Source organism: Streptomyces violaceusniger Tu 4113 (assembly GCF_000147815.2).
GTDB lineage: Bacteria > Actinomycetota > Actinomycetes > Streptomycetales > Streptomycetaceae > Streptomyces > Streptomyces violaceusniger_A.
In genome coordinates this window covers 6,695,791-6,716,531 of sequence record NC_015957.1, presented here as the reverse complement: position 1 = coordinate 6,716,531, position 20,741 = coordinate 6,695,791, and the positions used below count along the sequence as shown (strand labels likewise).

The window sequence follows — 20,741 nt, the reverse complement described above, 5'->3', positions numbered from 1 at the left end:
GTGAAATCGGTGAGCGGAGACGAGACGGGGAATCAGTCCACGCCGAACTCCTGGTCGATGAAGGCGAACACGTCGTCGGCGTCCGCCGTGTCGAGTCGTTCGGTGACGGTTTCGCCGCCCGCGCCGACGGCCTCGATCTCGGCGACCTTGGTGGTCATCCGCTGTAGCCGCGAGGTGATCCGGGCGCGTTCGATCTTCTCCTTCGGCAGCGTCGCCAAATGTGCTTCCAGCCGCTCCAGCTCGGCCAGCACCGAGTCCACCGACGAGGTGTCGGTCTGGCCGAGTTCGGTGCGGATACGGCGTGCCAGCGCACTGGGCCGTGGGTGGTCGAACACCATCGTCGCGGGCAGCCTCAGTCCCGTGGTGGCATTGAGGCGGTTGCGCAGCTCCACCGCCGTCAGCGAGTCGAATCCGATCTCGCTGAACGGACGGTCCCCGGTGGCGTCGGCGCTCACGTGTCCGAGTACGGCCGCGGCCTCGGCCTGCACCAGCTCGGTGAGCAGCCGCTCCTGATCCTCGGGGCTCAGCCCCGCCAGCCGCGCGATCAGCTCCGTCTGTCCCGCGCCGTCCTCGTGTGTGTCCTCGGCCAGCAGGTCGATGACATCGGGCAGTCCCCGCAGCAGGGGCCGGAACCGGGCCATGGTGTAACCGGGAGCGAACCGTTCCCAGTCGATGTCGGCCACCACACCGTGGACGGTGCCACTGCCCACAGTGTGTGCCATCGCCAGCGCCGCCAACCGCGGGGCCATGGTCATCAGACCCGTACGGCGCCACTGCGCGCCCATCATCTCGTCGATCGTGCCAAGGCCACCGCCCCAGGCGCCCCACGCCACCGACGTGGCCGCCAGCCCCCGTGCACGGCGGCGCTGCGCCAGCCCGTCGAGGTAGGCGTTGCCGGCGGCGTAGGCGCTCTGGCCGCCGCTGCCCCAGGCCGCCGCTCCGGACGAGAACAGGACGAAGGCGTCCAACTCCCGTTCCCCCAACAGGTCGTCGAGGTGCCGTGCACCGGCGATCTTCGCCCGGCCGATGTCGGCGAACTCGGCGAGCGTCATCTTCGACAGCGGCTTCTCCGGCAGCGCCAGCCCCGCGGCGTGGACCACGGCCGACAGCGGCGCGTCATCAGGGATCTCCGCCAGCACGGCGGTGAGCTGGTCCCGGTCGGTCACATCACACGCCGCGATGGTCACGTCCGCGCCCAGTGCTGTCAGCTCGGCCTCCAGCTCCGCCGCGCCCGGCGCCTGCGCACCCTGCCGGCTGAGCAGCACCACATGCCGGGCGCCGTGGCCCGCGGCCCAACGGCCTACGTACGAACCGAGCCCGCCGGTGCCGCCGGTGATCAGCACCGTGTCCCGTGGCTGCCACACCGGTGCGGACGTCACCGATTCGCGCCGCATCCGCCGGGCGAACACCCCCGACGCGCGCACCGCGACCTGATCCTCTCCGTCCACTCCGGCAAGCACCGAGCACAACCGGGCAAGGGTCGTCTCGTCCGGCGTCTGCGGCAGATCCACGATCCCGCCCCAGGTGGACGGCTGATCCAGCCCCTGCACCACGCCCATTCCCCAGGCCAGCGGCTGGAACTCGCTGGTCACCTCGGAGGGTTCACGCACGGCGACCGCGCCACGCGTCAGGCACCACAGGGGAGCGGCGAGCCCGATCTCCTCCACGGCCTGCATCAGCGCCACCGTGGCCGCCACGCCCCGGGAGAAGGTGCCGGGTTCGTAGCTCCGCTCATCCCACGCCAGCAGGGACACCACTCCGGCGTACTCGTCATCGGAACTGGAGATCCGCTCCCGCAGGCGCGCGGTCACCTCCGCCTGTTCCACCGTGGCCACCTCGACCACCACGGGATCGGCGCCGTGCTCGGCCAGTGCGGCGACCACGTCCGTCACTGCGGCGTCGCTCGCCTGCGGTGAGGCCACGGCCACCAGCCAGGCTCCTGGCAGTACGGGCGGCTCGCCGGTCGCCACCGGATCCCAGGCGATGCGATACGACCAGGTGTCCACGGTGGACTGGTCCTGGTTGCGGCGCCGCCACGAGGTCAACCCCGGCAGCACGGGCTCCAGCGCCTTCTCCTCGACGCCGAGTGAATCGGCCAGGGAGGACAGGTCACCCCGCTCCACGGCATCCCAGAACACGCCGTCGGCCACCGCCTCCGGCACCTCGGAGGGTGTGAGCCAGTAGTGGTGGTGTTGGAAGGCGTAGGTGGGGAGGGGGATGCGGGTGGGGTGGGTGCCTGTGAAGAGGGTGGTCCAGTTGACTGGTGTTGCGTTGGTGGTGAGGTGGGCGAGGTTGGTGAGGAAGCGGGTGGGGGTGTCGTCGTCGCGGCGGAGGGTGCCGGTGATGGTGGTGTTGGGGGTGTTGGTGTTTTCGAGGGTTTCTTGGATGGCGGTGGTGAGGACGGGGTGGGGGCTGATTTCGATGTAGGTGCGGTAGCCCTGGTCGGCGAGGGTGGTGATGGTGGTGTGGAACTGCACGGTCTGGCGGAGGTTGCGGTACCAGTAGCCGCTGTCGATCGTGTTGGGTTCGATCCACTTCCCGTCGACTGTGGAGAGCCAGGGGATGGTGCCGGGCTCGGTCGTGATGTCGGCCAGGGTCTGGTGGAGTTCGTTCTTGATGGTGTCGACGTGTCCGGTGTGGGAGGCGTAGTCGACGGGGATGATGCGGGCTCTGATGCCTTGGTCGGTGTAGTGGGTGTGGAGTTCGTGGAGGGCGTCGGTGTCGCCTGCGATGACGGTGGCGTTGGGGCTGTTGTGTGCGGCGATCCAGAGTTTGCCCTGCCACGGGGTGAGGGCTTCCTCGACCTGTTCCCGCGAGGTGAGGACGGACATCATGCCGCCGTGTCCGGCGAGGTGGTGGGCGATGGTCTGGCTGCGGAGGGCGACGATTTTGGCGGCGTTGGTGAGGGTGAGGTGTCCGGCGGCGCAGGCGGCGGCGATTTCGCCTTGGGAGTGGCCGATGACGGCGTCGGGGTGGATGCCGGTGGATTGCCAGAGTGTGGCGAGGGAGACGACGACGGCGAAGGTGGCGGGCTGTACGACGTCGACGCGGTCGAGCGAAGGGGCGTCGGGCGCACCGGTGATGACATCGATCAGCGACCAGTCGGTATACGGGGCCAGGGCATCAGCGCACTCGCGCAGGCGAGCCGCGAAGACTGGGGAAGTGTTGAGGAGTTGTGCTCCCATGCCTACCCACTGGGCTCCCTGGCCGGGGAAGACGAAGACGGTTTTGCCGTCCGTCCCGGTCTGCCCGGTGACCAGGAGCGGGTCAGGTCGTCCCGCTGCCAGGGCGCGGGCGGTGGCGATGCCGTCTTCGGTGTCGGTGGCGAGGATGACCGCGCGGTGATCGAGGGCGGCCCGGGTGGTGGCCAGCGTCCAGCCCACGTCCACCGCACGCGGAGCGTCCCCGGATTCCAGGTGGCTGACCAGACGCTCGGCTTGAGCGCGCAGTGCCGCAGGGCTCTTGGCGGACAGCACCCACGGCACCACGCCGCCCGTGGCCACCAACCCAGGAGCACCCGCGCCGCCCGCCTCCGTTGCGGGCACAGCCACCTCCGGCCCCTGCTCCAGGATCACGTGTGCGTTCGTCCCGCTGATGCCGAAGGAGGAGATTCCGGCGCGGCGGGGGTGTCCCGTCTCCGGCCAGGGCCGGGCCTCGGACAGCAGGGACACCGCGCCCGACGTCCAGTCGACCTTGGTGGTGGGTTCGCCGGCGTGCAGGGACCGCGGAAGCGTGCCATGCCGCATCGCCAGCACCATCTTGATGAGGCCCGCGATGCCCGCCGCGGCCTGGGTGTGACCGAGGTTGGACTTCAGCGAACCGAGCCACAGCGGCTCGTCCCCCGGCCGGTCCTGACCGTACGTGGCCAGGAGCGCCTGGGCCTCGATGGGGTCGCCGAGGGCGGTGCCGGTGCCGTGTGCCTCGACCGCGTCCACATCGGCCGCCGTCAGCCCGGCGTTCACCAGCGCCTGCCGTATCACCCGCTGCTGAGACGGCCCGTTCGGCGCGGTGAGGCCGTTGCTCGCCCCGTCCTGGTTCACCGCCGTGCCACGGATCACGGCCAGTACCTCGTGGCCGTTGCGGCGGGCGTCGGAGAGCCGTTCCAGCAACACCAGACCGATGCCCTCGCTGAAGGTGGTGCCGTCGGCGCCCTCGCTGAAGGACTTGCTGCGGCCATCGGGCGCGAGCCCGCGCTGGCGGGAGAAGCTGATGAAACCGCCGGGCTTGGCGATCACCGTCACACCACCGGTGATGGCCATCGAGCACTCGCCCGCCCGCAGCGCCTGTACGGCCAGATGCAGCGCCACCAGCGACGACGAGCACGCCGTGTCCACCGTCACCGCGGGACCTTCGAGGCCCAGCAGGTAGGCCACTCGACCGGAGGCCACACTCGTGGTGCTGCCGGTCATCAGGTACCCCTCCAACTCCGGCGGAGGTGCCTCGGAGTGGGCGATGTACCCCTGGTCGATGACCCCGGCGAACACCCCGATGGCCTGTCCGCGCACGGACATCGGGTCGATGCCCGCCTGCTCGAACAGCTCCCATGAGGTCTCGGCGAGCAGTCGCTGCTGCGGATCCATCGCCAGCGCCTCGCGCGGCGAGATGCCGAAGAACTCGGCGTCGAAGTCACCGGCGCCGGTGAGGAAACCGCCCTCGCGGACGTAGGACTTGCCCACCGCGTCCGGATCGAGGTCGAACAGCGTCTCCACGTCCCAGCCGCGGTCCGTGGGGAACGGGCCGATCGCGTCCCGGCCCTGGGACACCAGATCCCACAGCTCCCCGGGGCCGGTGACCTTGCCGGGCAGCCGGCAGTTCATCGACACGATGGCCACCGGGTCGTCCGCCGGGGCCACCGCCGAAGCGGGCGCCACCGGCGACGTCGAGGGGGAGGCAGCGGCGGCCGTGTCTCCGGCCACCACGGTCCGCAGATGCCCGGCCATCGCCTCCGGTGTCGCGTAGTCGAACACGACCGTCGCGGGCAGGCGCAGTCCGGTCGCGCCGGCGAGCCGGTTGCGCAGTTCCACCGCGATGAGCGAGTCGACCCCGATCTCGCTGAACGCGCGCCTGGCGTCCACGGCGTCCTTCCCGGCGTGCCCGAGCACGGTCGCCGTATGGTCCCGTACCAGGTCCAGCAGCAGCCGGTGCCGGTCGGCCTCGGACAGCGCCGCCACCCGGGCCGTGAGACCGCCTTCGCCGGATTGGCCCGCCGTGGCCCGCAGGGTGCGCCGGGCCGGCCGGACGAGGCCGGTGAGCAGCGGCGACACAGCTCCCGCGGCGGACTCGTGCGCGCCCGGGTCCAGCTTCGCCGGTACCACCAGGGACAGCCCCAGGCCGAGGGCGCTGTCGAAGAGGCTCAGGGCGTGCTCGGTGCTCATCGGGCGGACGACACCGTGTTGGGTGCGATCCCGGTTGGCCGTGATCAGCGCGGCCGACAGGTCGCTGGTCTCCGCCCACAGGCCCCAGGCCAGTGACAGCCCGGCCAGCCCCGCCGCGCGCCGCTGCTGTACGAAGGCGTCGAGGAAGGTGTTGGCGGCGGCGTAGTTGGCCTGGCCCGCGTTCCCGAGGATTCCGGCGGCGGAGGAGTACACGGCGAAGAGGGCCAGGTCCTGGTCGCGGGTGAGGTCGTGCAGGTGGGTGACCGCGTCCGCCTTGGGGCGGAAGACGGTGTCGATGCGGTCGGGGTCGAGTGTGGTGAGGGTGCCGTCGGCGAGGGCGCCGGCGGTGTGCACGATGCCGGTGAGGGGGTGGTCGGACGGGATGTCGGCGAGGAGCGCGGCGAGTTGGCCGCGGTCGGCGATATCGCAGGCGGTGATCCGTACCTGCGCGCCCAGGGCGGTCAGTTCGTCGTGGAGGTCGGCCGCACCGGGGGCGTTCGGCCCCTGGCGGCTGGCGAGGACCAGGTTGCGTACGCCGTGGTGGGTGACGAGGTGGCGGGTGATGGCGGTGCCGAGGGTGCCGGTGCCACCGGTGATCAGCACGGTGCCCTCGGGGTCGGGGGTGCGGGGGAGGGTGAGCACGATCTTGCCGGTGTGGCGGCCCTGGCTCATCCAGCGGAACGCGTCGGGGGCGCGGGTGATCTCCCACGGCCGGGTGGGCAGCGGAGGGATCAGACCCTGCTCGAACAGGTCCACCAGCTCGACCAGCAGCTCCTGAATGCGATCCGGCCCCGCGTCCGCGCCCAGGTCGAACGCGCGATACGTCCGGTCCGGATGGGACGCGCGCACCTCGTTCACGTCCCGAATGTCGGTGCGTCCCATCTCGATGAACCGGCCGCCGGGGGCCAGCAGCCTGAGGGAAGCGTCGATGTGTTCGCCCGTGAGGGAGTTGAGGACGATGTCGGCGGTCGGGAAGGTGCGGGCGTAGGCGATGTCGCGGCTGGAGGCGCGTCGTTCCGTGGGCACCCCGAGCTGTTCCAGGCTGTGGTGTTTGGCCGGGTGGGCGGTGGCGAGGACGGTGGCGCCGAAGTGGTGGGCGAGGTGTACGGCGGCCATGCCGACACCACCGGCGGCGGCGTGCACCAGCACCGTCTCACCCGGCTGGACGTCGCCCAGGTCCCGCAACGCGTACAGCGCGGTCAGATAGGCCACCGGCACCCCGGCAGCCGCCGTGAACGACCAGCCGCGCGGTATCCGCACCACCGTCCGCCGGTCCGCCACCACCAGCGGCCCGAACGAACCGGGCAACATGCCCATCACGCGGTCGCCCACGGCCAGATCCGCGACACCTGGGCCGACCTCGGTCACCACGCCCGCACCCTCGGTGCCGATCTCCGCCTCGTACATGCCGAGGGCGATCAGCACATCGCGGAAGTTCTGGCCGGCGGCGCGCACCGCGATCCGCACCTGGCCCGCCTCCAGTGGCGCCTCCGCCCGAGGGCGCGACACCAGGGCGAGGTTCTCCAGCGTGCCGTGTTCGGTGACGTCCAGATGCCATGCCGGGGCCGCCGGGACCGCCAGCCCCGGGCGCGCTCGCACCAGGCGGGGCACCCACGCTGTTCCGCCACGCAGCGCGAGTTGGGGGTCCTCCGTGGCCAGCGCGGCGGGCAGGGCCTCGGCCGACCGGTCGTCGGTGTCGATCACGCACACCCGGCCCGGGTGCTCGGCCTGCGCGGCGCGCACCAGGCCCCACACCGCGGCGGCGGCCGGGTCGGTGACCTCGGTGTCGTCATGCACCGCCATGCCACCCCGGGTGAGCAGCACCAGGCGGCTGTCGGCAAGTCCGTCGTCGCTGATCAGACGCTGTATCGCGGCCAGTGCCCGGCCGGTCAGCGCACGGGCGCGCTCCGGCAGTCCGCCGTTCTCCGCGGCGTATGTCTGGGTGTCGGCGACGACCACCGGCGGCCACGTATCGTCGTCGTGCACGGCGTCCAGCGCCGCCCACGCCACCTCGTGCCGGGCCAGGGGATGTTCGGTCCACTCCACGGTGAACTGGGAGTCCGCGGTGGACGAGGCCGATGTGGTGCGGAGCTGCTCCGCGTTGGTCTCCCTGAGCACCAGCGACCCGACGGTCACCACGGGCACCCCGTGCGGATCGGTCGCGTGCAGGGACAGATTGTCCGGCCCGGTGGAGGTGACCCGCACCCGCAGGGCGGTGGCGCCGTCGGCGTGCAACTGCACGCCGTTCCAGGAGAACGGCAGATACGTCCCGCCGCCGGGCGCGTTGTCCGGGCAGAAGTTGCTCGCGTGCAGCGCCGCGTCCAGCAACGCCGGATGGATGCCGAAGCGGCCCGCGAGGTCGTGCTGCTCCTCGCCGAGGGTGATCTCGGCGAACACATCACCGTCGCGCGTCCACGCTGCGGTGAGCCCGCGGAACACCGGACCGTACTCGTAGCCTGCCTGGGCCAGGCGGTCGTAGAAGCCCTCCAGGACAACGGGCTCCGCCCCGGCAGGCGGCCACTGCCGCTCCACCTCCACAGGAGCGACTGCTTGCGCGGACAGGATGCCGGAGGCGTGCTCGGCCCAGGGCTCGGACTCGTCGCCGCGGGAGTAGACCCGCACCGCACGGCGCTCATCGTCCTCGGCCGCGCCGACCAGGACCTGCACCTGAAGCGAGCCGTCCTCGGGGAGAAGCATCGGCTGGCCGAGGACCAGCTCCTCCAGCACCGGGGTACCGGTCTCGTCCCCGGCCCGTACGGCCAGTTCCACGATCGCCGTACCCGGCACCAGGGCCACGCCGGACAGCATGTGGTCGGCCAGCCAGGACTGCGCCGACGGTGCCAGCCGCCCGGTGAGCAGCACCCCTCCGGTGTCCGGCACGCTGACCACGGCCCCCAGCAGCGGGTGCGCCGCGTCGCGCAGTCCCACGGAGCCGACATCCGCGTGGTGGCCGGTGGCGGCCAGCCAGTAGTGCTGGTGCTGGAAGGGGTACGTGGGCAGGGGGACTTGGGAGGGTGTGGTTCCGGCGTACGCGGTGGGCCAGTGGACCGGAATTCCGGCGGTGGAGAGCTCCGCGAGGCTCGTGAGGACGCGGTCGGGGCCGCCGTCGTCGCGGCGGAGGGTGCCGGTGATGATGGTGGGTGTGTCGGGGATGGTCTCGGTGGTGTCCTGGATGGCGGTGGTCAGGATGGGGTGGGTGCTGACTTCGATGAAGGTGCGGTGGCCGTGGGTGAGGAGGGCTCGGGTGGCTTCTTCGAAGCGGACGGTGTCGCGGAGGTTGCGGTACCAGTAGTGGGGGTCGATGTGTGTGGGGTCGGCCCAGTCGGCGTCGACGGTGGACATCCAGGCGATGTGGCCCAGGGAGGCGGTGACGCCGTCGAGCACCTGGTGTAGTTGGTCTTTGATGGTGTTGACGTGTCCGGAGTGTCCGGCGAAGTCGACGCCGGGCAACTGCCAGCGGTGGACCTTGGCTTTGGAGAGGGTGATGCCGAATTCGGCGAGGGCGTCGGGGTCTCCGGATACGGATACGGAGGCGGGGCCGTTGACGGCTGCGATCCATAGGTGTCCGTGCCAGGGGGCGAGTGCTTTTTGGACCCAGGTGTGGGGGGCGAGGACGGACATCATGGCGCCGTGTCCGGTGAGGTGGTGGGCGATGGTCTGGCTGCGGAGGGTGACGATTTTGGCGGCGTTGGTGAGGGTGAGGTGTCCGGCGATGTGGGCGGCGGCGATTTCGCCTTGGGAGTGGCCGATGACGGCGTCGGGGTGGATGCCGTTGGCCTGCCAGAGGGCGGCGAGGGAGATCATGATGGCGAAGGTGGTGGGCTGCAGGACGTCGACGCGGTCGAGGCTGGGTGCGTGGGGTGCGCCGGTGATGACGTCGATCAGTGACCAGTCGGTGTAGGGGGCCAGGGCGTCGGCGCATTCGTGGAGGCGGGTGGCGAAGACGGGGCTGGTGTCGAGGAGTTGGGCTCCCATGCCTGTCCATTGGGCGCCCTGGCCGGGGAAGACGAAGACCGTCTTGCCATGGGTGGTGGCGTGACCGGTGGTGAGGCGGGGGTGTGGCTGTCCGGTGGCGAGGGCGGTGAGGGCGGCTGTGGCGTCACCGCCCTCGGTGTCGGTGAGGATGACGGCGCGGTGGTCGTGGAGAGTGCGGGTGGTGGCCAGGGACCAGCCGATGTCGAGGGGGCGATCGTTCACCCCGGATTCCAGGTGGTCCAGGAGCCGTTGAGCCTGAGCCCGTAGGGCTGTGGCGCTCTTGGCGGACAGCACCCAGGGCACGCTCCCGCCGGTCGCCACGAGCCCTGGGGTGGCCATGCCGTCGTCCGCCTTCGGCGCGGCTTCGGGCTCGGGCTCGGGCGCGGTCTCGGGCTGAGGTGCCTGCTCCAGGATGAGGTGGGCGTTGGTGCCGCTGATACCGAAGGAGGAGATCCCGGCGCGCCGTGGGCGGCTGGTCTCCGGCCAGGGCCGCGCCTCGGTGAGCAGGGACACCGCGCCCTGGGACCAATCCACTTCCGGCGTGGGCTCGTCGGCGTACAGGGAGCGCGGAAGCGTGCCGTTGCGCATCGCCAGCACCATCTTGATGACGCTGGACACGCCTGCCGCGGCCAGCGTGTGCCCGGTGTTCGACTTCAGCGAGCCGAGCCATACGGGCTCGTCCCCCGGCCGGTCCTGGCCGTAGGTGGCCAGGAGGGCCTGGGCTTCGATGGGGTCGCCGAGGGCGGTGCCGGTGCCGTGGGCTTCGACGGCGTCGATGTCGGTGGCCGACAGCCCGGCGTTCGCCAGTGCCTGCCGGATCACGCGCTGCTGGGAGGGGCCGTTGGGGGCGGTGAGGCCGTTGCTGGCGCCGTCCTGGTTGACCGCCGTACCGCGGATCACGGCCAGCACCTCGTGGCCGTTGCGGCGGGCGTCCGAGAGCCGTTCCAGCAGCAGCACCCCGACGCCCTCGCTGAAGGTGGTGCCGTCCGCACCCGCGCCGAACGCCTTGCACAGGCCGTCCGGCGCCAGGCCGCGCTGGCGCGAGAACTCCACGAACGCCGACGGCCGCCCCATCACCGTGGCGCCCCCGGCCAGCGCCATCGAGCACTCGCCCTGTCGCAGCGCCTGTACGGCCCAGTGCATGGCCACCAGTGAGGAGGAGCACGCCGTGTCCACCGTGACCGCCGGGCCCTCCAGACCCAGCACATAGGCCACCCGCCCGGAGGCGACACTCGTCGCCGAGCCGGTGAGCATATAGCCCTCGAGGTCCTCGGGAGCGGGCCCGCTCCGCACGCCGTAGTCCTGGTTGATGACGCCGGCGAACACGCCGATGTCGCCGCCTCCCACCGTCGTCGGGTCCATGCCCGCCCGCTCGAACACCTCCCAGCAGGCTTCCAGGAACAGCCGTTGCTGCGGGTCCATCGCCAGCGCCTCACGTGGCGAGATGCCGAAGAAGTCCGCGTCGAAACCGGCCGCGTCCTCGAGGAATCCGCCGCGCAGCACATAGGAGGTGCCACTCCGGTCCGGGTCGGCGTCGAACAGCGCCTCCAGATCCCAGCCCCGGTCGCGGGGAAAGTCGGTGATGCCGTCGCGCTCTCCGAGCAGCAGGTTCCACAGCCCGTCCGGGTCGGTCACCCCGCCCGGTAGACGGCAGCTCATCGCCACCACGGCGATCGGCTCGTCAGCCGCGGCGCGCACGGTCACCGGGGCCGCCGCGGCGGGCGCCGGGCCACCGCCCAGCTCGGTGTGGAACAGCTCGGCGAGAAGAGCCGGAGTCGGGTGGTCGAAGAGCAACGTGGCGGGGAGCCGCAGCCCGGTCGCCGCATTCAGCCGGTTGCGCAGTTCGACCGCCGTCAGCGAGTCGAAACCCATCTCCTTGAACGCCACGGTCGGCTCGATCGCCTCAGGACCGGTGTGGCCGAGGACCACCGCGGCCTCCGCCCGCACCAGGTTGAGCAGGAACTCCTGCTGCCCGGCGGCGGACAGCCCGGCCAACTGCCCCGACAGACCACCGGCCGCCGGGGCCGCGGTGCGCGCGGTGCGGCGCGCCGGACGGGCAAGACCGCGCAGCAGCGGCGACAACTCGGCGTCCGGTGCGCGCAGGGCGGTGAGGTCGATCTTCGCGGCCATCAGCGCGGGCCGCCCGGACCGCAGGCCGGTGTCGAACACCCGCAGCGCCTCGGCGTTGTCCATGCCCAGCACCCCCGCCCGCCGTGTGCGGCGTACGTCGGTGGCGTCCATCGTCGCGGTGAGCGTGCTGGTGTCGCTCCACAGCCCCCACGCCAGCGAGGTGGCGGGCCGGTGGCGGGCGTGCCGCCACTGGGCGAAGGCGTCGAGGAAGGCGTTGGCGGCGGCGTAGTTGGCCTGGCCCGCGTTGCCGAGCGTTCCGGCGGCGGACGAGTAGATGACGAACGCCGCCAGGTCGTGGTCGCGGGTGAGGTCGTGGAGGTGGGTGACGGCGTCGACCTTGGGGCGGAAGACGGTGACGAGTCGGTCCGGAGTGAGCGCGGTCAGGACACCGTCGTCCAGGGCTCCGGCGGTGTGGACGACGGCGGTGAGGGGGTGGTCGGCCGGGATGTCGGCGAGGGTGGTGGCGAGTTGGTCGCGGTCGGCGGTGTCGCAGGCGGTGATGCGGACATGTGCGCCGAGTTCGGTGAGTTCGGTGGTGAGACCGGTGGCGCCGGGGGCCTCGGGACCCTGGCGGCTGATGAGGAGCAGGCGGCGTGCGCCGTGGTGGGTGACGAGGTGGCGGGCGATGGTGGCGCCGAGGGTGCCCGTGCCACCGGTGACCAGGACGGTGCCGTCCGGGCTCAGGACACGGGGGAGGGTGAGCACGATCTTGCCGGTGTGCCGCCCCTGGCTCATCCACCGGAAGGCCGTCGGCGCCTGGGTGACGTCCCAGTGCCGTATCGGAAGCGGCTCGATCCGGCCCGCCTCGAACAGTGCCACCAGCTCCGCGAGCAACTCCCGGATCCGGTCCGGCCCCGCGTCACCTCCCAGGTCGAACGCCTGATAGCCCACACCGGGATGTGCTGCGGCGACCGAGGCGGGATCGCGGATGTCGTTCTTGCCCATCTCCACGAACCGGCCACCCGTGCCGAGCAGCCCCAGCGAGGCGTCCACATACTCGCCGGTGAGGGAGTTCAGCACCACGTCCAGCGCGGGAAACGCCGAGGCGAAACCGAGGTCGCGGCTGGACGCCAGATGCCCCTCCGGCACCCCCAACGCGGTCAGCACATGGTGCTTCGACGGGTGGGCGGTGGCATACACGGTGGCGCCGAAGTGCTGCGCCAACTGGACGGCGGCCATGCCCACACCACCCGCGGCGGCGTGCACCAACACCGTCTCACCCGGCTGTACGGCGCCCAGGTCCCGCAGCCCGTACAGCGCCGTCAGATAGGCCACCGGCACCCCGGCGGCCGTGGCGTACGACCACCCCTCGGGGATCGGCGCGACCGTGCGCGCATCCGCGGTGGCCAGCGGCCCGAACGAGCGCGGGAACAGGCCCATCACCCGGTCACCCACGGCCAGCCCCTCGACCCCGGGCCCGACTTCGGTCACCACACCGGCACCCTCGCCGCCAAGACCCTCCTGACCCGCCACGCCGCCGAGCGCGACGAGCACGTCCCGGAAGTTCTGACCGGCGGCGCGGACCTCGATCCGGACCTGACCGGTGGCCAGCGGCGCGGTGGCCTCCGGATCCGGCCGCAGCACCAGGTTCTCCAGGCTGCCCTTCTCCGAGACGTCGAGGTACCAGTGCTCGTGCGCGGGTACGGCGAGACCCTGCGGCGACCGCACCAGACGCGGCACCCACAGCAGCCCACGGCGCAGCGCCACCTGCGGTTCGCCGGACGCCACCGCCTCGGGCAGCGCCTCTCGCGACACGTGGTCGGTGTCCACCAGGGCGATCCGGCCGGGGTGTTCGGACTGGGCGGAGCGGACCAGGCCCCAGATCGCGGCGGCGGCCGGATCGGTGACCTCGGCGGTGTCGTGCACGGACACCGCCCCACGGGTGAGCAACACCAGCCGGACGTCGGCGAGTTCGGGCCGGGCGACCCACCGCTGCACCAGGTCCAGCGCGCGGGTGGCCAGGTCCCGGGCTCGCGCGGGCAGTTCGGTGTCCCCGGCGGCCCAGGCCGCGGTGTCGGCGACCACGGCCCCGGGGCGGTCCTCTTCCGCGATGAGCGCGTCCACGTGGGCGTCCACGTCGGTGGGGGCGTCGGCGTGGGTGGGGGCGTCGGCGTGGGTGTCGCCGAGGGTGGTCCAGGAGACCTCGGTCCCCAGGGCGGTGGGGTGCTCGGTCCAGTCCAGCGTGAACAGTGCATCAGCGGACCGATCGGCGTTGCCGGAAGCGGCGGCGAGCTGTTCGGGACTGATCGACCGGAGCACCAGGGAGTCCACCGAGGCAACGGGGGAGCCGGTGCTGTCGTACAGGCTGATGGCGAACGAATCCGGGCCGGTGGCGCGGGCGCGCACACGGACGGCCGTCGCTCCCGCCGCCAGCAGCCGTACGTCGTTCCACACAAAGGGGAGCAGCGTCTGGCCCGGGGCCGGGGGCACACAGAAGTTGCTCGCGTGCAACGCGGCGTCCAGCAACGCCGGGTGAATACCGAACCGGCCGGCGACCTCCGTCTGCTCCTCCGGCAGCGCGGCCTCCGCGAACACCTCGCCATCGCGCTTCCAGACCGCCTTCAGTCCGCGGAACGCGGGGCCGTACTCGTACCCGGCCTGGGCGAGCTCGTCATAGAAGTCATCCAGAGCGATCGGTTCGGCACCGGGCGGCGGCCATTCGGCAAGGCCGTCTTCCATGCCGCCCTCGGCCGAACCGTCCGGCTGCGTGGCGAGCGTGCCCGAGGCGTGCTCCAGCCATTCCTGTTCCTGGGCCGCGTCGGGGCGGGAGTAGATGCGCACCCCTCGGCGCCCGTCCTCCTCGCCGCCGACCAGCACCTGGACATGCAGCGCACCGTCTTCGGGCAGTGTCATCGGCTGGCCGATGACCAGCTCTTCCAGGGTGGGGGTATCGGTCTCGTCTCCGGCGCGGATGGCGAGTTCGGCCATCGCGGTGCCCGGCAGCAGCACCGTTCCGGAGACGGCGTGGTCGGCCAGCCAGGGGTGGGTGGCCACCGACAACTGCCCGGTGAGCAGCACACCGCCGGTGTCCGGCACGCTCACCACGGCCCCGACCAGCGGGTGGCCCGTGCCCTGGAGGCCCACGGCACTCACATCGCCTGCGTTGGTGTTGCGGGGGAGCCAGTAGTGGTGGTGTTGGAAGGGGTAGGTGGGGAGGGGGATGCGGGTGGGGTGGGTGCCTGTGAAGAGGGTGGTCCAGTTGACTGGTGTTGCGTTGGTGGTGAGGTGGGCGAGGTTGGTGAGGAAGCGGGTGGGGGTGTCGTCGTCGCGGCGGAGGGTGCCGGTGACGATGGCGTTGGGGGTGTTGGTGTTTTCGAGGGTTTCTTGGATGGCGGTGGTGAGGACGGGGTGGGGGCTGATTTCTATGAAGGTGCGGTAGCCCTGGTCGGCGAGGGTGGTGATGGTGGTGTGGAACTGCACGGTCTGGCGGAGGTTGCGGTACCAGTAGCCGCTGTCGACGGTGTCGGGTTCGATCCACTGTCCGGTGACGGTGGAGAGCCAGGGGGTGGTGCCGGGCTCGAAGGTGAGGTCGTCGAGTGCGTGTTGTAGCTGGTCTTTGATGGTGTCGACGTGTCCGGTGTGGGAGGCGTAGTCGACGGGGATGATGCGGGTCCTGATGCCTTGGTCGGTGTAGTGGGTGTGGAGTTCGTGGAGGGCGTCGGTGTCGCCTGCGATGACGGTGGCGTTGGGGCTGTTGTGTGCGGCGATCCAGAGTTTGCCGTGCCAGTTGGTGAGGTCGATGGTGTCGGCGGGGGTGGCGAGGGACATCATGCCGCCGTGTCCGGCGAGGTGGTGGGCGATGGTCTGGCTGCGGAGGGCGACGATTTTGGCGGCGTTGGTGAGGGTGAGGTGTCCGGCGGCGCAGGCGGCGGCGATTTCGCCTTGGGAGTGGCCGATGACGGCGTCGGGGTGGATGCCGGTGGATTGCCAGAGTGTGGCGAGGGAGACGACGACGGCGAAGGTGGCGGGCTGTACGACGTCGACGCGGTCGAGCGAAGGGGCGTCGGGCGCGCCGGTGATGACATCGATCAGCGACCAGTCGGTATACGGGGCCAGGGCATCAGCGCACTCGCGCAGGCGAGCCGCGAAGACTGGGGAAGTGTCGAGGAGTTGTGCTCCCATGCCTACCCACTGGGCTCCCTGGCCGGGGAAGACGAAGACGGTTTTGCCGTCCGTCCCGGTCTGCCCGGTGACCAGGAGCGGGTCAGGACGTCCCTCCGCCAGAGCCTGGGCGGTGGCGATGCCGTCTTCGGTGTCGGTGGCGAGGATGACCGCGCGGTGATCGAGGGCGGCCCGGGTGGTGGCCAGTGACCAGCCCACGTCCACCGCACGCGGAGCGTCCCCCGATTGCAGGTGGCTGACCAGACGTTCCGCCTGAGCGCGCAGTGCCGCAGGAGTCTTGGCGGACAGCACCCACGGCACCACGCCGCCCGTGGCCACGAGCCCAGGAGCGCCCGCCTCGCCTGCCTCTGCTTCGGGCACAGCCGCGTCCGGCGGCGCCTGCTCCAGGACCACATGCGCATTCGTCCCACTGACGCCGAAGGAAGAGATTCCGGCGCGGCGGGGGTGTCCCGTCTCCGGCCAGGGCCGGGCCTCGGACAGCAGCGACACCGCACCCTGCGACCAGTCCACCTGTGTAGTGGGCCGCTCCACGTGCAGCGATTTCGGCAGCGTGTTGTGCCGCATGGCCAGCACCATCTTGATGACACCGGCCACGCCTGCCGCCGCCTGCGCATGCCCGATGTTCGACTTCAACGACCCCAGCCACAGCGGCTTTTCGGACGACCGCTCCTGCCCGTAGGTGGCCAGGAGTGCCTGGGCCTCGATCGGGTCGCCGAGGCTCGTCCCGGTGCCGTGTGCCTCGACCGCGTCCACATCGGACACCGTCAGCCCGGCGTTCGCCAGTGCCTGCCGGATCACCCGTTCCTGGGAGGGGCCGTTGGGCGCGGTCAGGCCGTTGCTGGCGCCGTCCTGGTTCACGGCGGTGCCACGGACGATGGCGAGCACCTCATGCCCATTGCGGCGGGCATCGGACAGCCGCTCCAGCAACACCAACCCGACGCCCTCGGACCAGTTGGTGCCGTCGGCGCCCTCCGCGAAGGACTTGCAGCGGCCGTCGGGGGCGAGGCCACGCTGGCGGGAGAACTCGATGAACGACGTCGGCCTGCTCATCACCGCGACACCTCCGGCGAGCGCCAACGAGCACTCGCCCGTGCGCACCGCCTGAACCGCCAGGTGCAGCGCCACCAGGGAGGACGAGCAGGCGGTGTCCACGGTCACCGCGGGCCCGGTCAGGCCCAGCGCGTAGGCCACGCGCCCGGAGACGACGCTCCCCGCGCTGCCCACGCCGAGATGCCCCTCCAGGCCCTCCGCCGCCGCCCCGGCGTCGGCCCCGTAATCGTGGTACATCACTCCGCTGAACACGCCGACGTCGGTGCCGTGCAGCGAACCCGGGTCGATTCCGGCGTTCTCGAAGGTCTCCCACGCGGTCTCCAGCAGCAGCCGCTGCTGCGGGTCCATCGCCAGCGCCTCACGGGGCGAGATGCCGAAGAAGGCGGCGTCGAATCCACCCGCGCCGGTGAGGAAACCGCCCTCGCGCACATAGGACTTGCCCACGGCGTCCGGGTCGGAGTCGAAGAGCCCGGCCAGGTCCCAGCCCCGGTCTTCCGGGAACCCGGCGATCGCGTCCCGCCCGTCGGCCACCAGCCGCCACAGGTCCTCGGGCGTCGCGACCTCGCCCGGGAGGTGGCAGCCCATCGCCACGATCGCCACCGGCTCGTCGGACACCCCGCGCGCCAGTACCGGCGCCTGCACGCTTCGCCTTCCGGTGATCTCCCGCACCAGATGCCGCGCCAGCCCGGCGGGGGTCGGATGGTCGAAGACCACCGTGGCGGCGAGCCGTGCCCCGGTGGCCGCGTTCAGCCGGTTCCTCAGCGCGACCGCGGTCAGTGAGGTGAAGCCGAACGCGCTGAACGCCTGACCGGCCTCGACCGGGTCGGCCGAGGCCAGCCCCAGCGCCGCCGCGGCGTGCTCGCGCACCAGCGCCAGCGCCATGCGCTGTCGGCCGGACTCGCTCTCGGCGGCCAGCCGCCGCCGGAACTCCGCGGCGGCGGGTTCGTCCGACGCCGGTACGCCGGACGGCGCGTCCACCAGGTGACGCAGCACCGCGGGCACCGGCTCGCCACCCGCCGGCCCCGAGGTGCTCGGCTTGAGCAGCACCAGCGGTCCCTGACCGGCAGTCAGCGCCGCGTCGAACAGCGCCAGCGCCTCGGGCAGGGGTACGGCACCGGCCACCGGCGCCGTACCATGCTCGCCCGGCAGCGGGCCCCAAGCCAGAGCCAGCCCGCCAAGGCCGAGCGCCCGGCGCCGCCGCACCAGGGCTTCGCCGAACTGGTCGGCGGCCGCCCGGTCCGGGCGGCCCGGCGAGCCCAGCACCCCGGCGGCGGAGGTGACGACGACGAACAGCGCCGGGTCGGCCGTCCGCGTCCGTTCCTCCAGGTGTGTCATGCCGCGCAGCGACGTGTCGAGCGACCGTTCCGGGCCCGGCTCCTCGATGTGTACGGCAGCGGTCACCGGCCGGTCCTGTGCGTCCAGCACCGAGTGCAGGGCCGTCCGGTCGGCCGGGTCGCATACGGCCATCGAGACCTGGGCCCCGTCCCGCGCCAACTCGGCCCGCAACGCGGCCGCCGCCTCTTCCGGCAGGCCGTTCGCGCTGAGCAGCAGCAGGTTACGGGCGCCGTACGCGGTCGCAAGATGGCGGGCCAGCGCGGTGCCGCGGGTGGTGTCGCCACCGGTGATCACGACCAGTCCGTCCGGGTCCAGGGCCGGGGCGGGCTCCGGCTCCGCCGGGACCGAGATCCGCGTCAGGCGCGGGACCAGCAGTACTCCGCCACGGATCGCCCCCTGGTCGTGCCCGCCCTGGACGGCCCGCAACAGGGCGGCCTCCCGACCGTCCTCCCCGTCCCCGTCCCCAGCGCCGTCCACGTCCACCAGCGTCAGGCGGCCGGGGTAGGCGGCCTGCAGCGAGCGCACCACACCCCACAGCGCGGCCGACAGCGGCTCCGGCGCGTCCTCCTCGGCGCCGGTGGCCACCGAGCCCGTGGTGGCCACCACGAACGCCGTCCCGGCCAGCCGGTCGTCGGCCAGGCAGGCGCCAAGGCGGGCCGCCAGCCGGTCGGCGCCCTCGCCGGCCGTGACCCCGGCCTCATCGAGGACCCCCGCTTCATCGGGGAGGCCCGCCACCGTAGGCGCCACCACGACCACATCCGGGACCGCACCGTCATCTCCGGCGAGACCGGCCACGAGATCGGCCACGGAGCCTGCCGCAAGACCGGCCACGGAGTCGGCCACCGGCTCGTCCACCACCCGCGCGTCCACTCCGGCCGCCCGCAGCCCCACCGCGAGCCCGAGCACGTCGGCGTCCGCCAGCGCCCAGGTACCGGCCCCGGCCGGGGCGTCCGGCAGCGCGGACTGCGGCACCCAATCCAGCCGCAGCAGCGAGTCGTACTGGCCGGCCCCGGCGGCCCGCAGCCGTGCGGGCCGCTCCAGCAGTACGTGCCGGGTGATCTTCCCCGAGGCGGTGCGCGGCACCCGCGCGATCTCGTAGATCTCCTCCGGGACCTTGAAGTACGACAGCCGCTCGCGACACGTGGCCAGCAGCGCCGACGGGTCGAAGCCGTCCGGGCCGGGCACCACGAAGGCCACCGGGACCTCGCCGAGCACCGCGTGCGGCTTGCCCACTACGGCCGCGTCCGCCACACCGGGCACGGTGCGCAGCACGGCCTCGACCTCACCGGGGTGGATGTTCTCGCCGGCCCGGATGACGAGTTCCTTGATCCGGCCGGTTACCGTGCAGAATCCGGCCTCGTCGCGGCGGCCGAGGTCCCCGGTGCGGTACCACCCGTCGCGCAGCGCCGCGCCCGTCGCCTCCGGCTGATTGTGATACCCGGCCATGATGTTCGGCCCGGACACCCAGAACTCGCCTTCCCGCCCGGCCGGAACGTCGACACCGGTGTCCGGGTCGACCAGCCGCACCGTCAGCCCCGGCACCGGCAGCCCGCACGACCCCTCGACGCGCGGGCCGGTGGGCCAGTTCACCGCGATGGCGCCACAGGTTTCGGTGGAGCCGTAGGCGTCGACGAGCGGCACTCCGAAGGTGGACTCGAACGACCTGACCAGGTCCGCCGTGGCCACCGCCCCGCCCACGAGCGCGATCCGCAGCTCGGGCGTGGCGAAGTCGCGTTCGCGGGCCGCCTCGATCAGGTGGTGGTAGAGCGTCGGCACTCCGGCGATGAAGGTCGACCGCTCCTCGCGCAGCGCGTCCAGCACATCGGCCGTCGACACTCCGTCCACGATCCGGGTGCTGGCCCCGACGGCGGTGGCCGCCAGCAGACACACGATGTGCGAAAGGCTGTGGAACAGCGGCAGCGGCCACAGCACGCGGTCCTCGGCCGTCAGCCCCGTCACGGGTACGTAGCAGGCGGCCAGGGACCACAGGCAGTTCCGCTGTGTGGACAGCACGCCTTTCGGCAGGCCCGTGGTGCCCGAGGTATAGAGCATCCAGGCGATTTCGTCCAGACCCAGGTCGTCGCGGGCTGCCAGCTCCGGCTCCGTGTCCGGCAGCGGCTCGAACGCGATGAAACCCTTCGGCAGCGGGCCGTCCCCGCTGACCACCACCCTCAGCTCCGGGAACTGTTCCCGCAGCCGGTCGAACTGGTCGGCGTGGGCGACATCGGTGAGCACCAGCCGGGCGCCGCTGTCGGCGAGCAGATAGGAGAGTTCCGCATCGGTCGAACGCGGGTTGACCGGCACCGCCACGCCGTTCGCCCGCAGGACGCCGAAGTAACTCTCCACCATCTCGACGCGGTTGCCCAGGCAGATCATGGCGCGGTCGCCGGGATGCAGCCGCAGCCCGGCGAGATGACCGGCCAGCCGCCGGGTACGGCGTTCGAGTTCGGCATGGCTGACCGTGCGGTGTCCGTCGGAACAGGCCGGCTTGTCACCGAAGCGATCCGCGTTGGCCCGGAGCAGTTCGGGCACCGGCCGGATCAGGTCAGTCCGTAGCATGCCGCCACACCTCTCGGTTCGAAGCAGGGCGCGCGGGAGGAGCGACCGACCCGCGCGGGATCGCCCCTTGCGCGGGACAGCCGCGCTCCGGTTGCGCGGCCCAGGGGAAAGAAGGCCCGGGAGAGAAAGCTCGAACGAGCTTGAGGAAGCTCGCTGCTGTTGTTGTGATTCTTGTTCCGGCGGCGAGCGGGCCGT

Annotated in this window: 1 protein-coding gene; it reads right to left on the bottom strand. The window is 71.9% G+C overall.

The window, feature by feature from the left end; genetic code table 11:
- Window positions 1-32: 32 nt before the first annotated feature.
- Window positions 33-20,546, bottom strand: coding sequence for a type I polyketide synthase (locus STRVI_RS55645; protein ID WP_014058861.1), 20,514 nt, complete (start codon window positions 20,544-20,546; stop codon window positions 33-35).
- Window positions 20,547-20,741: the final 195 nt, after the last annotated feature.